Below are 15,031 nucleotides of genomic sequence, written 5' to 3'. Positions count from 1 at the left end.
TTTAATGTGCTGATATCGATGCTTGGTTCGTCTTGCTTCTAGCTACGATGACTCGTTGTAAAACAATAAATAATAATAGCAAGGCTCCAATCGCAATCTTTGTCCACCAAGAGCTTAACGTTCCTTCAAACACGATCACTGTTTGGATAATTCCTAAAATTAACACCCCAACAACGCTGCCTGCTACATACCCGGCACCACCAGTAAGGAGAGTGCCGCCGATGACAACTGCTGCAATCGTATCTAACTCCAGCCCATTTGCATGTAATCCATAACCTGACAACATATAGAACGTGAAAATGAGACCGGCTAGAGATGAGCAAAACCCGCTGATTGTATAGATCATAATTTTTGTTTTCCCGACAGGTAATCCCATTAATAATGCAGATTGTTCACTGCCGCCTAATGCATAAACATTACGGCCAAATTTCGAGTAATGAGCAACAAAAATAGCGGCAATCACAACGACCATTGCGATAATGACACTAATGGAAATAAAATTCCCGCCGCCAACCGGGATTCTCGTGCTTGCCATAAAATTGAAAAAGCCATTGTCGATCGTAATTGATTCAACACTGATGAGATAACATAGGCCTCTCGCAAGAAACATGCCGGCAAGCGTAACGATAAATGGCTGTAAGTTAAAATAATGGATAAGGCACCCCATACAGAAACCAAGGACTGTACCAATAAGTAAACTGATTGGGGTAACAAGAGCTGGAGAAAGCTGTGCGTTCATTGTCAAACTCGCTGCTACCATACTCGTTAGAGCAATAATTGAACCAACCGAGAGATCAATTCCTCCTGATAAAATCACAAAGGTCATCCCAACAGCTACAACAATTAGAAATGCGTTATCAATAAACAAATTTAAGAAAACTTGTGTTGAAAAAAAGCCAGTATAGCGAAGTGAGCCAAATAAGAACATTAAGATAAATAACAGAATCGTTGCTGTTAAAGGGAGATGTTTTGAGTCTAACTGGATCTTTTTCGTCATGATACGGTCACTCCCTCACGTTTCTTTTGTGATTTTTTCACGGCAAAACCGCCAAATACTTTCTTTCTGAACTCTGATGACTGCAATAGACAAACGAGTAATACGACGATTGCTTTTACTACAAGGTTGATTTCCGGTGCAATGCCAATCGAGTAAATCGTAGTCGTTAAACTTTGAATGATAAGAGCACCAATGACTGTACCCATCAAGTTAAATCGGCCGCCATTCAGTGATGTCCCGCCAATGACAACGGCTAAAATGGCATCAAGCTCATACCAAAGGCCTGCATTGTTTCCATCAGCACTCGCAACATTCGAACTTAAGATTAAGCCGCCGATTCCTGCACATATTCCAGAAAACACATAAACCATTACTAAAATATTTTTTGAATTGATTCCTGAGAGACGGCTAGCTTCCGGATTGGTTCCAACCGATTCAATAAATAATCCTATTGCTGTTTTTCTCGTTAAAAATGCAGCAATGGCCAAAACAGCAGTGACGATAAAAATGGAAAATGGCAGCATAAGAAGGTATCCACCGCCAATGAAAGTGTAAGGGTCATAATAAACGGTCATGATTTGACCATCTGTTATTAGTTGAGCAATACCACGTCCGGCAACCATAAGAATTAATGTGGCAACAATTGGTTGTATTCCAATTCTTGAAACAAGCACACCATTCCATAAACCGGCTATGAGTGAGATCGCGATAACAAGAGCAATTGCCGTAAATAGCGGTCCTAAACCATCACCGTTTGCCCCGCTTACTGTCATAGCTCCAACTGCACCAGCCATTGCAATAACTGACCCAACACCAAGATCGACTCCTTTTGTCGCAATAACAAGGGTCATTCCGATCGAAACAAGTAACAATGGTGCTCCCCTATTTAAAATATCAATTAAACTACCAGTTAAATAACCGTTTTTTACTTCAATAGAAAAGAAGTTTTTATCAAAGAAAAGATTGATTAATAAAATGATGATTAAGACGACGATTGGCCAAAATAATTTTGATTTCATCACGTTATCCCCCAGCCATTGCCTTCATTATGTCTTTTTGTGTCATTTGCTGATTGTTCTCAATTTCTGTCACCTTATGGTGATCCCTGAGGACAGCAATTTTACGACAAGTACGCAGCACTTCTTCTATTTCTGAAGAAACAAACAAAATTGACTTCCCATCTTTACTTAATGAAAGCATTAATTTTTGAATTTCTGCTTTTGCTCCAACATCTATTCCTCTTGTCGATTCATCTAAAATGAGTAAATTTGGATTTGTAATCAACCATCTTGCAAGCAGAACCTTTTGTTGATTTCCGCCGCTTAAATTTTTGATTAATTGCTCCGGATTTGGCGGATTAATGTTTAATAGTTTGATATATTCGTCCGCAATTTCAATTTGTTTTTTCTTTGGAATAAACTTGAACCATCCTTTGATACCTTGCATGGCTAAAATCATATTCTCTCGAATCGTGAGGTCCGCAATAATTCCTTCTGTTTTTCGGTTTTCAGAACAAAATGCGATACCATTTAAAATCGCTTGTTTAGGAGAGGAAAGATTCGTCTTTTTGCCATTTATCTTTATTTCACCAGAATCAGCTCGATCTGCTCCAAACAGTAATCTTGCTAATTCCGTCCTGCCTGAACCGAGGAGTCCTGCAAGACCGACAATTTCGCCTTCATGGATATCGAGATCAAAAGGAGCAATTTTGCCTTTCTTTGAAACATTTTTTCCTTGCAAAAATAGCTTTTTCTTTTCAACGACATGGTTATTTTCTCTTTCAGACGTCTTAAGCTCATTTAGGTCCTTGCCGATCATCTTCGAAACTAATTCAAGTCTGTCAATTTCTTTCGTCATATATTCACCAATCCATGTCCCATTACGCAAAACGGTTAGCCGATCTGTGATTTCGTAAATTTGATCAAGGAAGTGACTGACAAAAACGATCGCTAAGCCATCTTGTTTCAATTTCCGCATGACATTAAACAATTGGTTAACCTCATTTTGATCCAGGCTTGAAGTTGGTTCATCGAGAATGAGTACCTTTGCAGATACTTTAAGGGAACGTGCGATCGCTATCATTTGCTGGATGGCTACAGAGTAGGATGACAACTGTTTGGTCACATCGATCTCTAGGTTTAGTCTAGCTTTTAGTAACTCCTTTGCCTGGCGAGTCATTTCTTTCCAATCAAGCCGGCCTCTTTTCATGATTTCCCGGCCTATGAAAATATTCTCAACGACTGATAAATTTGTACATAAATTAACTTCTTGATAAACCGTGCTAATCCCTAAATTTTGTGCTTCAAGAGGAGTGGTTACTCGAATTGGTTTCCCTTCCAACGTTACAGAACCTTCATCAAACGTGTATACACCTGTTAACACTTTAATAAGGGTTGACTTCCCTGCACCATTCTCTCCCATTAAGGCGTGCACCTCTCCAGGGAACAGCTTTAACTGAACATTTGATAAAGCTTTCACACCCGGGAACTCCTTGGTTATGCCTTGCATGACTAATACTGGAGCTTGCTTCTTCACCATTTACCCTCCTAACAATCTCTTATTTTAATAACCACTAGTTCGTTAATAGTAAGATTTACTACCTCCCCTAGTGGCCTTGTTTTCTATGTTAATTTCCTTGATTAATACTCACGAGTTGGAAGAAGTTCTTTTGCTTGATCCATTGTATACATGCTTTCTTCTACCGCTACACGCTTTGGAATTTCTTCACCAGCAAAATGAGCCTCAATTAATTCAACCATTTGCGGACCAAATAACGGATTACATTCAACTGTGACATTCATTTTGCCTGCTGCCATTGCTTCGAATGCTCCTTTTACTGCATCAACACCAATGATTTTAATATCTTCACCAGGCTTTAATCCGTACTCTTCAATCGCTTGAATCGCACCAATGGCCATATCATCATTATGGGCGTATAACACATCAATGTTGTCACCTTCAGATTTTAAGAACGCTTCCATAACTTCTTTACCTTTTGCCCGTGTGAAATCACCTGTTTGTGATTTAATGATTTTAAGATTTGGATGATCTTTAATGACTTCTTCAAATCCTGATTTACGGTCAATCGCTGGAGCAGAGCCTACTGTACCTTGAAGCTCAACGATATTGACATCACCTTCTGCATCAGCCGTTTCTTCTACTAACCAATTCGCCGCTTTTCTTCCTTCTTCCACAAAGTCTGATCCTAAGAACGTTACCCAAAGTGAATCATCTTGAATATCAACCGCACGATCAGCTAGAAATACGGGAATTCCTGCATCCTTTGCTTCTTTTAACACCGTTTCAAATCCTGTTTCAACAACTGGAGAGAAGACAATCGCATCTACTTTTTGCGCAATAAATGAACGAAGTGCCTTAATTTGATTTTCTTGTTTTTGCTGAGCATCTGAGAACTTCAATTCATGGCCAGCAGCTTTAATCGCATCCTGCATCGATTTTGTATTCGCTGTTCTCCATTCACTTTCTGCTCCAACTTGCGAAAAGCCAATGACCAGCTTATCGCCAGATTTCGAATCCCCTGAACCGGCACCAGCATTCTCCGCTTGTCCGCCTGTACCCGATGAGCTGCAAGCTGATAATAAAAGCATGAGCGCCATCATAAAAAATAAAATGGTTTTTCCTTTACATAATCTTTTCAATCTATTAACCTCCCTTTTTTCTTCCATTCAAAAATGTCCCCTAAGTCGTTTTTGAATTTGTATAAGCTGATTATAAAGCGTTTACAACCTTTGAGTGAATGGACTAACTTTCGAAAAAATTGTAAATTTATTTTATATGAAATCATCTATTGACCTGAATTTACTTCAAAATTTTTAAAAAAATTGCATTATTTTTTTCTAATCCAAAAAAATAGATATGGGAATATACTCTCATTCTAGGAAAATTATCTAAAATTTTGCTGGCACTTGAGGGATTGAAGGGAAGAAAATGAGTGTTATGAGAAGCGATAGTCACTAATCGTATTTCACTTAAGTTGTATTTTTTATCAAAGTAATTTTATCGGTAAAATAAAAATTATACACAAAGCTCAGCTTTGTGTATAATCCCCCTTTCTGCTTATGGCGAGAAAAATCCTCGTTTTAAAAATCACCATTATTTACCTGTATAATTTTTGTTTAATACTTCAAACTACCATTAAGCAAGCTTGCATAATCTAATTCTTACAAACTTTAAGGAGATGATTTTATGGCACGTAATAATAACAGCAATCAATTAGTTGTTCCAGGTGCTAAACAAGCTATTGAACAAATGAAGTATGAAATTGCATCAGAGTTTGGTGTGAACCTTGGTGCTGAAACAACTTCACGCGCTAATGGCTCAGTTGGTGGAGAAATTACGAAACGACTAGTTGCAATGGCTCAACAATCAATGGGTCGTTTCTAATTATTGAATACGTTATTAAGGGGGAGAAGAAACTTCTCCTCCGTTAATGTCATTTTTCGGGTTACATGCTCTTAGGAGACATTGAACCTGTCATTCTACCATTAAACGAGATAAATGATCAGAATAAGATAATTGGTTTAGTCGTTTTTTGAGATATGGTTACCATCAGAATCAGTAACAATTCCTGCTTCAACATTGGTAACGTCAAGTAGCATACATTTATATTCCTTTATTCACAGCATTTGATTTGACCTTACGAGTTTCGTGAGTATTTTTACTATTTACAATCCATATTCCTGCCAGTACAAGTAATATCCCTGCTAATGTAGTCATTTTTAAGTTTTCATCCAAAAATATGATTCCAGAAATGACACCCACAACGGGTACAAGTAATAAAGAAATCGATGCTTTGCTTGCCTCTGTACGTTTCAAAATATGATTCCACAATACAAAGGCCATGGCAGAGGCAACAACCCCAGAAAATACAATATATACGGCCGGCATGAATCCCCAATTCGCTTCACCATGCTCAAATGAAAGAGTATATACCAATAATCCCACCGCTCCAATTGTCATTTGCCAAGTGGTAAATTGAATGGTATCACAATGCTTTAATTTTAGTTTAAAAAGCAAGTTAGCTATAGCCCAAGAAATAGCGGAGCTCAGTGCCAGTAACACAGTCCAAATGGATCCACCTAAATGGATGTTCATTGCAAGAAATAACCCCCCAATGCCTAGTATAATTCCAAACGACTTTCTTGCTGTCAACCGTTCACCAGGAATCCATCTATGTGCCATTATTGAGAGAAAAAGCGGCATACTGTAGGTCAAAACAGATGTAAGACCTGCACTAATGTAGTTTAGCGATATTTGAATAGCGATATTAAAATAAGTTGTTTGGAGCAGCCCGCATAAAACCAGCCACTTGAAATCCGATTTATTTGGCAGTGGTATTTTTCTCATCAAACACACACCCAGGAGTACGAAGGAACCGGTTAAAAATCGCCATGCTGCAAACTCCCCGGGAGGAAAAACACCATTTCCTAATTTCATGATAACAAAATTAAAACCCCATATCAGACATAAAACGGCTATCGCAGCTTTCATACGATTATTTCTCTCCCTTAAATAATCATTTTTAGAAAGTATGAAGTTCATCTAACAACGAATCTTATTTATTGTGCAGAAACATAGATCTTTGTCCAATTAAATTTCTCCAACTTCAGGTGTGTCAGTTCTTCCAGCTGTTGTTCTCAAATTTCACTGATAACTAACATTTGAGGATCAATATATGGATTTTGGCGAAACATTGTTGATTTGTTTTCATCTATAAAAAACTTTACAACGGGAATCAATTAGTGTCTAATATATAAAAATCACACTTTTAAGTCGTAAAACGACTTAATTGGAAGGAGTAATACCGTGGAGCTGCGTCAGCTAAAATATTTTACTGTTGTGGCAGAAGAGCTGCATTTTGGTCGTGCTGCCATACGTTTACAGATGACACAACCACCTTTAAGTCAACAAATTTTACAACTAGAAAATGAACTTGGCGTAAAGCTGTTTGAGAGATCAAAAAGACATGTAGAGCTAACAAATGCGGGAAAGATTTTCTTGCAAGAAGTTCGCCAGGTCCTTACCAAATTAGAGGAGGCAAAGGCTTCAGCTCTTAAGGCACAAAATGGAATTGTTGGCCGCTTAGTGGTGGGGTTTGTTGGATCTGCAACATTTGATATTCTTCCTATCATTGTTCGCGGGTTTCAGGAACAGTTTCCATATGTAGATTTGATTCTTCACGAGATGCCTACACCAATGCAAATTGAGGCATTTCATAATAAGGAAATTGACATTGGTTTTGTAAGACCTCCTATAGTTGATCCGCTTTTATCAATCTTGTCAGTATATCAAGAGACATGCATCGCTGTCGTACCGAAGTTACATCCATTTGCGCAACGGGCTTCAATATCGTTGGCTGATCTGAGCACCGAACAATTTATATTGGTAGAGAGGGAAATTTGGCCAAGTTGGTACGATGATATCATCTCTAAATGTCACGATGCTGGCTTCAGCCCAATCATACGTCAAGGAGTAAAAGAAATACAGACGGTTATAGGGTTAGTTGCCTCAGGATTGGGTATTAGTATCGTACCAAAATCAACATCGAATTTTCATATGCGGGATGTCACATATATAAACATAGAGCAAGAGGCCCCACGTGTAGAAATGAGTCTTGCCTGGCGGACGGATGAAGATTCAATTTTGGTTAAACAATTTCTTGATACAGCAACACAACTCATTAAATGCAGCAAGGATAGCAACAGTTAAAACCAACATTTATGAATAAAGGAGAAAGATTAAATGGAAGAATTAAAAGATTGGAAAAATGGAGCACGCGGGCATAAATTCATCACTTCTTTTAGCGGAGGAAAGGATAGTATCTTAGCTCTATATAAAGCAGCGAAGGTTGGGGAAGCGGTTGGACTAATCGTTATGCTAGAAGAAAGAGGGAAACGTTCGAGATCCCATGGAATGCCTCCAGAGCTTATACGTGCCCAAGCTAACTCTATAGGTTTGCCGGTATATGCTGCGGCTGCAAGTTGGACTGATTATGAAAAAGTATTTTTGAACCTTTTAGAAACAGCAAAAAATCAAGGAGCAGAAGTGTTAGTAACTGGAGACTTGGATATGCCTGCTCATGGCTGTTGGCATGACAAGGTTACGAAAAAGGCTGGCTTAAAGCTTGGTATGCCTTTATGGGAAATGGATCATCGTGAAGCTGTCGAAGAGTTCATCAATTTAGGATTTGTAACGATGATTGTAACTGTTAATTTATCATTAGGAATGCGGGAAGACGATTTAGGGCGAACGTTAACCCATGAGTACGTGAAGGAGCTTGTTGATCGAGGGATTGACCCCTGTGGAGAAGGTGGAGAGTTCCATACCACTGTAATTGATGGGCCGATCTTTAAGTATCCAATTTCCGTTCGTAAATGTGAAATGATTAAGGACGGAGAGTATGCTTTTTTGCCATTGGAGCTGGATCAGAAAGCATAAGCTAAAAAAGACTGTTCGGTGCTAGAACACCAACAATAGCCAGGTTCCCTTCAAGGTGATCTGCGATTCTTAGTACATGACTCACCCAATCTCGCTGCCAAGCATCAAAAATTGGTTATTTTTTGTCTTTAATAGATTTTCAATAAAAAATAGAATAGGTTTCTTTTCATGAAAAAGTTCAGGGGCCACCCCCTGAACTTTTTCTAATGAGTTACTTGTTTACCTGATTATCTTTTTAAGGAATCAGCCAAAGACCCTAATAATTTACTATCTCGTTCGCTAATGGATTTCCCGCTTTGCGCATTGAGCTGATTTTTGTATGCATTTAATTGTCCATTCATTGCTTCTGTATTTTCTTTAGCCGCTGATGCTTTTGCTGCTTGCAGCTTTTTCACCAATGAATCTGCCACACCATGTTTCGTCACAAAGGCTTCTGTTAATCGACTTAAACTATCAAAATCGACCGTTACGGTAAATTGGAATTCAATCTTCGCAATATTGCCTGCTTTGTCAGCTGCTGAAGCAGTAAATGAATTGACTCCTACTTCAAAGTTATAGGCTGGTCCTTCCACATTTGGACATTCTTTAGAAGCTATTCCTGACAGCTCATCAACGATCTTGCAAGAAATATTAATAGACAAATCGATGGAATAGGAATCTTGATGACCTGTAAGTTGAATGACAGGAGCCGTCATATCAAGAATAATCTTTTGATCGTATGTTTCACTGATATTTCCAGCTTGATCTTTAAATTCAACAAATACAGTCTTCTCACCATCACCAGCTGGTAACGTTAATTCTTTTGATGTTGTATACGGCTCCCACTCTGTCCATTCTTTTCCATCAGTTGAATAGCGCACTTGATGAACTCCACTGCTATCATCTGTCGCTTCAAGGGATAAGGAAACAGTCCTCTTATTTGTATACTCGGCGCCAAAGTTAATGGTAAAACGACCTTCTGGGCTTTCTGTATCGCCTTTTTCAATATAAACTGGTTCCGTTATCCCTTTTAATGTTGGTTTTACCTGTTTAATCGTGCCATCTTCATTAAATTCCATCTTATCGATGACAACTTCCCGGTTAAAACCGTTCCCATCAGGAATGGCATGTCGGGCATAAACAATATAATAATCATCAGTATCCGGTATATTTAATACAGAGTGATGACCAGGTCCTTTGATTCCAAGGCTTAAATCTTTACTAAGAATAACGCCTTTCTTTGTCCAAGGCCCCATTGGTGATGACCCTGTTGCATACGCAACCTGATAGTTCTCACTGCCTGTATCATCTTCTGACCACATTAAGTAATACATTCCGTTTCGCTTAAATACAACCGGAGCCTCCCTAAAGTTCGCAGGGGTCATATTCACTGGATCTTGAGCAAATGAAACCATATCTTCCTTTAGCTTTGCACCAAATAAATTTCCATTCCCCCAATAGAAGTAATACTGTCCATCATCATCCTTAAATACATAAGGGTCAATCGCTTGGCCTGGATATAGTCCACTTGGCACTAATGGTTTACCTAAAGCATCTTTAAACGGTCCTGCTGGGGATGTAGATGTAGCAACACCGATGTTGGCATCTGCTGAAAAATAGTAATAATACGTTCCGTCTTTTTCGGTAATGGTAGGTGCCCAGGCACGGTTATCTGCCCAAGTGACATCATCTGTTGCAAGATCTAAAATGACCCCTTCATCTTTCCAGTTAATTAAATCTTTGGAAGAAAACGCTTTAAATTGCGAGCCAGACCAGCCTTCAAATCCATCTGTCGTAGGATAAAGATAATATGTATCCCCAAAGACAGCGATTTGTGGATCTGCATAAAGTCCTGGCAATGTACCTGATGGATACATCTCCACTTTCACAGTCCATTCCTGCTTGTTTCCCTCCTTGTCCGTCACCGTATACGTAACAGGATTTGTAAAATCCTGTGCTGCACCTGATGCTGGACTAACGGTAGAACCAGGCAAAAGAGTGATCGTTGGTATTAAATTTGTTACATCTGTACCTTGCCCCTCTTTAAAATGAACAGTAATTGTTTTGGATTCCTTGTCAATTTCAGCTTGACCTTTTTGACCAGGGACTTCGAAATTAGCGATCTCAGTCGGTTCAAAACTCATATCGAGAATTTCAGCTTCTGTGAGAGCGCGGTTATAAACCTTAACATTGTCAAAATATCCTTTAAAGTACTGATCTCCGGAATAGAAGGATTTACCTAAGAATCCTGATAAATCAGCCCCTAAGTCTTTCATTGCCACTGTTACATTATTATTTTCAGCTGCAAGAATACCATTCTTATACATTTTCATACTTGTAGGTGTCATGACAAGTTTGATATTCATCCATTTGCTTTTAATAGAAGGTGTATTCGTTTTCACCTCTTGCTCGCTGGACCAGCTGTTTACTGTTATGGCATTTCTAATTTCAGTATCTCGTGTTCGTAAGAACATATATTTTTGGTTATTCTTCCCTACTGTAAAGGTAAAGAAGTTTCCTGATACGGTTTCCGCTTTAATATCCATGGAAATGGATACTGTATCTCTTCCATCAAAGAATCCAGTCGGGAAGGCAGCAAACGTATTGGCTGAACCATCTAGATATAAGACCTTAGAGTTCTTATCTTCATCTTTCACGTAAGTTGCGTTTCCATTTAATGTACCTGTATAGTCGTTACCTGAGTCATCCTGAATTGTCTTGTCTGTTGTTGTTTCTTCAAAATTGTACTTAAGAATAGGTTCTTCCTGTTCCTCTTCATCAGGTGCTTCAACTACTTTGTTCCATTTCGCCATAACAGCTTCGTACTCTTCTTGTGTAATCGGTAAGACAGAACCATGTCTCTTTTTGTTAGAATCTAAGGAGTAATCTGAAGTTGTTAATTTCGTAAATTCACCACTTGAGAGATCTGTCGTTAATAAAGGAAGATATCCTTTTCCTGTAGCATACTGATCGACCATTAAGTTCCATTCTTCTCGATCATTAAATTTAAAAATTAACGGCCCTTCGACATCATGCCCTGTTAATCCTGTTGAAGATTCAATCGTTCCCACCTTTGACCATGTGCCGAGAATTTGATCACTTTTTTCAATCGTGATTTGCCCATCTCCTGAGTATCGGTAATACATATCCTGATCTTCGATGATCGTTGTATCAATAATATGGGTATCACCTGAACGATCAATAAACACTTTTGGTTCTGTAAAGGTATGGAAGTCTCTTGTCTTTGAATAGTAAATATCATGTGGACCAAAATTTCCTTTACTATCAGAAACCCTTGAAGCCCAAAAAACGACATATTCTCCTGTCTTCTCGTCATAAAAAGCTTCCGGAGCCCATGCATCTCCTGCGTTTGATGGAGCCACTTCTACCATTCTTGGTTCGGACCAGTTTACTAGATCAGTAGATTCCCAAACAATAAGAGATTTACTTCCAGCCGTTTGCGCTGCACCCCAGCCTTTTCCATTTGCAATTCGTAAATCGGTTGCAAGAAGATAGAATTTGTCTCCCTCTGCTGAGCGTAAAAGAAATGGATCACGCACGCCCTTTTCACCTAGATTAGATGTTAATACTGGATTACTGTCATTTAAGTCTGTCCAATTTAAACCGTCTTTACTACTGGCAAAATAAATTTGTTCTCCAATATCATGTTCCCCTGTAAAGTGGGTCATTAAATAAGAGGTGAACTTCTTATTTTCCGGCTTTGCCTTAACTGTAAGCGGTATTGTCTTTGTCGCAGTGATTTCCCCATAAGAAATCTTGGCTGTTAAATTTATCTTTGTATCTTTGTCCTGTCTTATTACAACCCCTGCAGGCATATCATCATAGTTTTCATTTTCTTTACCATTTACATTCACAACATCCGGTCTGTCCGTTTCCCAAGTAATGGCAGCTCCTTTGTCGCTTGTCGTTGGTAACGTAATGTTGCCGCGGATGTCATCTGCATTTGGAATTTCCAAGTTGGCTTTTGCTGTTTCAACAATTTCCTCATCTGTTAATGTTGCATTTTTCTTTACTTCTTCTGCAGATAATGTATAGTTATACACTTTAAAATCAGCTAATTTTCCAGTAAATGCTGCATCAGGTTCATAGAGTGATTTCCCAATAAAGCCAATGGAATTAGCTGCAGGATCCACACCATCTTTTAAAATATCTATCACTGAATAAGTATGAGGCAGTGTCCCTACCAATTCTCCGTTAAAATAAAGGGAGATTTCCCCTTGTTTAAACGTTGCTGTAAAGGTAGTATATTTCCCTGAATCAATTGTAGCATTTTGGAAAAGAAGCTCCTTATCAGCGTTCTTAATACCAAATCTGACCGTACCATTCCCTTGTTTTGGGTTTAAAAAGATATAATTTTTCACATTAGGCCAAACACCTGTCTTGTTCCCAAAACTGTAAAGCCAATGTGCAGCATTTGTGCTTGTTGAAAATGTTGTTTCAATGGTGAATGTTTCATCATCAATAAGCCCAACCGGTAATTTTACATATTTGGATTTATCGCCAGTGAAGTTTAAGATCGTGTCACCTTGCTCCTCTAAAAAATCTCCATCTTTAAATCCAACAAATTCAGCATCAAAGCCATTGTTCGTAACATCTTTTAACTTACCATCTGCCTTCGACATATCATAATGTGCGATTAATCCTTCTTCCACAGTTGCAATCTCCTCCGCTTGAATCTTTGGGAAAGGGAGTAGTGAAACTAGCATGACAATGGTTAAAAATAGTGAAAAGAATTTTTTATGCTGCATAGCACTGTACCCTCCTTGATTTCTAACATAAGTTTTAAATTAGGTAAGTCATTTATTAATGGCTTCACCTCCATATCGATAAATTCTTAAAATACCTATAAAATGTTCTTGCAATCCCCCCTTTCAAAAAATCGATCATATGAGGATGTTATAAATATTCATTTAGGAATTATTCATTTTTATCATGTTGTAGGATTTAGTTTTTATTTAACCGAAGAAGAGAGTAGAGAAATATTCTATAGAAGAAATGCCTAAAGATACGATTTTGTATGTGGGCATTTTCTTGGTGAAGAAAAAAGGGAATGACAACCTTGTGAACCATTAATAAATGGTCACTCCTTTATAAAACTGTTCCCTTTTAAAATTATAAAGCGTTTACATGTTTGAGGTTAATGGAGTAACTTTCGAAAATATTGTAAATTCATTTTGAATATTCTGCTCTAATGGTTTGAAAAACTTCAAAATCTTTTACTAAATTGGAGGATTTTTAGAAGGTATAGATACTGCTAGTTATTTATTATTATTAACAGAAGAAAGAACTAAGATTTACTCATAAAAACCATCCTAATATTGAGAACCCGTGGCTCCATTGTAAATTCAGAGTTTACTTAATCCCCCATGCAAACCTGATAACTCGTCCACTTAACCTCAAGCTGAGGAAAAAAATCCCATTAAAAAAGTTCAGGATTAAAAACCCTGAACTTTTTTCATTTACTATATGATGAATCTATTAAAGGCTTAAATTATCGTTTAATGTCCTTTATTTATTGTTTTATAACAAATTTATCCGTAATTTAATCTAATAGTATTGTTTTAGTATATTCCATAAAATCTATAAGATGATCTTCAACAATTTTTTGTAAGATCACTAAATTTATCTCTTGATAATCATGAACTGCAATGTTTCTAAATCCAACCATAGCTTTCATTTTTTGAGCAAGTGAAGAGGAGAGAATACCTGCTGATTCCAGTAAAACAAAAGCTTCCCGGCTGCTTTGTGGTAAACCTAGCTTCTTTTCAGCGATAATATGCATAGCCAAATCAATACTTGCTTCACATGCACGTTGCAAATTAAGTACAATAGAGTCTTGCTTTGTATAATTTTTAAGATTTTCAGGTTTATTATCATATTCATCCCGAACTCGTTTAACACATCGTTCAATAATGCTTATTTTATTTAAAATAACATCATTCTTCATTGAAAATAGACCCTCTTTCCTGTACATTATCGATAATAAACTTTCGTTCTTCATTCAATTTTGCATACATCTTAAGAGTCTTCATTTCATAATTCATACGGGTTTTATCGTCTAAACAGTATATGACTTGGCCAGTACTAACTATTTGCCCTTGAAATACTGTTGAAGCTTTCTTTAAATCAATTAAATCCACATCAACATTAATTATTCCAGCTAATTCTTGGGCCAACATAAAGGTTTGGTATTCATCTAAAGTTTGATCGGATAGATATGCTATATCAATATCGCTGTTTTTATTGGATGTTCCTTTAATGGTCGAACCAAATATGTACACTAACTCTGGTGAAACCTTTTTTGTTAAAAAGTTAATGATTTCAGTTTGGATTTTATTATCCAATGGAAATACCTCCATAATTTGGCTTACTTTCATTATAGCAAACTTTTGTTCGAACTAAAACTAAAGCATTGCCCCTATATTCTTTCGAATATTATTCTCTTTTCATAGTTGTGGCAGAGTCTGCTTTGAGGTCTAAAAACAAAAAAAGCGCAAGGTGTAACTGCTAAACTAAAGTATACAGAAAGTGCTAGATAAAATTGAACACTTATTTACCAATTTGGGTGGAGGAAAG

Annotated in this window: 11 protein-coding genes; 3 read left to right on the top strand and 8 right to left on the bottom strand. The window is 37.6% G+C overall.

The features are described from left to right. Position 1 precedes the first annotated feature (1 nt). From yjfF to Q1B07_RS10105, 4 genes are all read right to left on the bottom strand, one after another. Entirely contained in the window at positions 2-997 is a 996-nt protein-coding gene (gene yjfF, locus Q1B07_RS10120; protein ID WP_299090240.1) for a galactofuranose ABC transporter, permease protein YjfF, read from the bottom strand. Further along, the gene (locus Q1B07_RS10115; RefSeq protein ID WP_299090239.1) at positions 994-2,016 is read right to left on the bottom strand and encodes an ABC transporter permease; all 1,023 of its coding nucleotides are present in this window, start codon (positions 2,014-2,016) and stop codon (positions 994-996) included. The genes yjfF and Q1B07_RS10115 overlap by 4 nt, the downstream gene beginning before the upstream one ends. 4 nt (positions 2,017-2,020) lie before the next feature. Beyond that, positions 2,021-3,535, bottom strand: coding sequence for a sugar ABC transporter ATP-binding protein (locus tag Q1B07_RS10110; RefSeq protein WP_299090237.1), 1,515 nt, complete (start codon positions 3,533-3,535; stop codon positions 2,021-2,023). A 101-nt stretch (positions 3,536-3,636) separates the two neighbouring features. Further along, the gene (locus Q1B07_RS10105) at positions 3,637-4,656 is read right to left on the bottom strand and encodes an ABC transporter substrate-binding protein (protein WP_299090236.1); all 1,020 of its coding nucleotides are present in this window, start codon (positions 4,654-4,656) and stop codon (positions 3,637-3,639) included. Positions 4,657-5,203: 547 nt separating this feature from the next. Between Q1B07_RS10105 and Q1B07_RS10100 the strand changes: the two genes are divergently transcribed. Further along, positions 5,204-5,401, top strand: coding sequence for an alpha/beta-type small acid-soluble spore protein (locus Q1B07_RS10100; RefSeq protein ID WP_299090234.1), 198 nt, complete (start codon positions 5,204-5,206; stop codon positions 5,399-5,401). Between the two features lie 219 nt (positions 5,402-5,620). Here the strand turns inward: Q1B07_RS10100 and Q1B07_RS10095 are convergent, their stop codons facing one another. Beyond that, complete coding sequence (locus tag Q1B07_RS10095) at positions 5,621-6,508, bottom strand: DMT family transporter (RefSeq protein WP_299090232.1); 888 nt, start codon at positions 6,506-6,508, stop codon at positions 5,621-5,623. A gap of 315 nt (positions 6,509-6,823) precedes the next feature. On the opposite strand from Q1B07_RS10095, the gene Q1B07_RS10090 reads away from it, so the two are divergent. Both Q1B07_RS10090 and Q1B07_RS10085 read left to right on the top strand, forming a co-directional pair. Next, positions 6,824-7,726 (top strand): LysR family transcriptional regulator, encoded by a 903-nt coding sequence (locus tag Q1B07_RS10090; protein ID WP_299090231.1) that lies wholly within the window; start codon positions 6,824-6,826, stop codon positions 7,724-7,726. A gap of 33 nt (positions 7,727-7,759) precedes the next feature. Continuing rightward, positions 7,760-8,455 (top strand): diphthine--ammonia ligase, encoded by a 696-nt coding sequence (locus Q1B07_RS10085; protein WP_299090229.1) that lies wholly within the window; start codon positions 7,760-7,762, stop codon positions 8,453-8,455. 227 nt (positions 8,456-8,682) lie between these two features. Here Q1B07_RS10085 and Q1B07_RS10080 read toward each other — a convergent pair whose 3' ends face one another. The 3 genes from Q1B07_RS10080 to Q1B07_RS10070 form a co-directional block, all read right to left on the bottom strand. Then, the gene (locus Q1B07_RS10080; RefSeq protein WP_299090228.1) at positions 8,683-13,203 is read right to left on the bottom strand and encodes a family 43 glycosylhydrolase; all 4,521 of its coding nucleotides are present in this window, start codon (positions 13,201-13,203) and stop codon (positions 8,683-8,685) included. A gap of 794 nt (positions 13,204-13,997) precedes the next feature. Further along, positions 13,998-14,402 carry a DUF86 domain-containing protein gene (locus Q1B07_RS10075; RefSeq protein WP_299090226.1) on the bottom strand — a complete coding sequence of 135 codons (405 nt, stop codon included), beginning with the start codon at positions 14,400-14,402 and terminating at the stop codon, positions 13,998-14,000. Next, on the bottom strand, positions 14,392-14,799 hold the full coding sequence (locus Q1B07_RS10070) for a nucleotidyltransferase domain-containing protein (RefSeq protein ID WP_299090225.1): 408 nt from the start codon (positions 14,797-14,799) through the stop codon (positions 14,392-14,394). The genes Q1B07_RS10075 and Q1B07_RS10070 overlap by 11 nt, the downstream gene beginning before the upstream one ends. Positions 14,800-15,031 lie beyond the last annotated feature (232 nt).

The sequence above is a fragment of the uncultured Metabacillus sp. genome, assembly GCF_947503125.1.
Classification (GTDB): Bacteria; Bacillota; Bacilli; order Bacillales; family Bacillaceae; genus Metabacillus.
The sequence above is the reverse complement of the archived record's forward strand: the minus strand, read 5'-3'. Positions and strand labels throughout refer to the sequence as shown.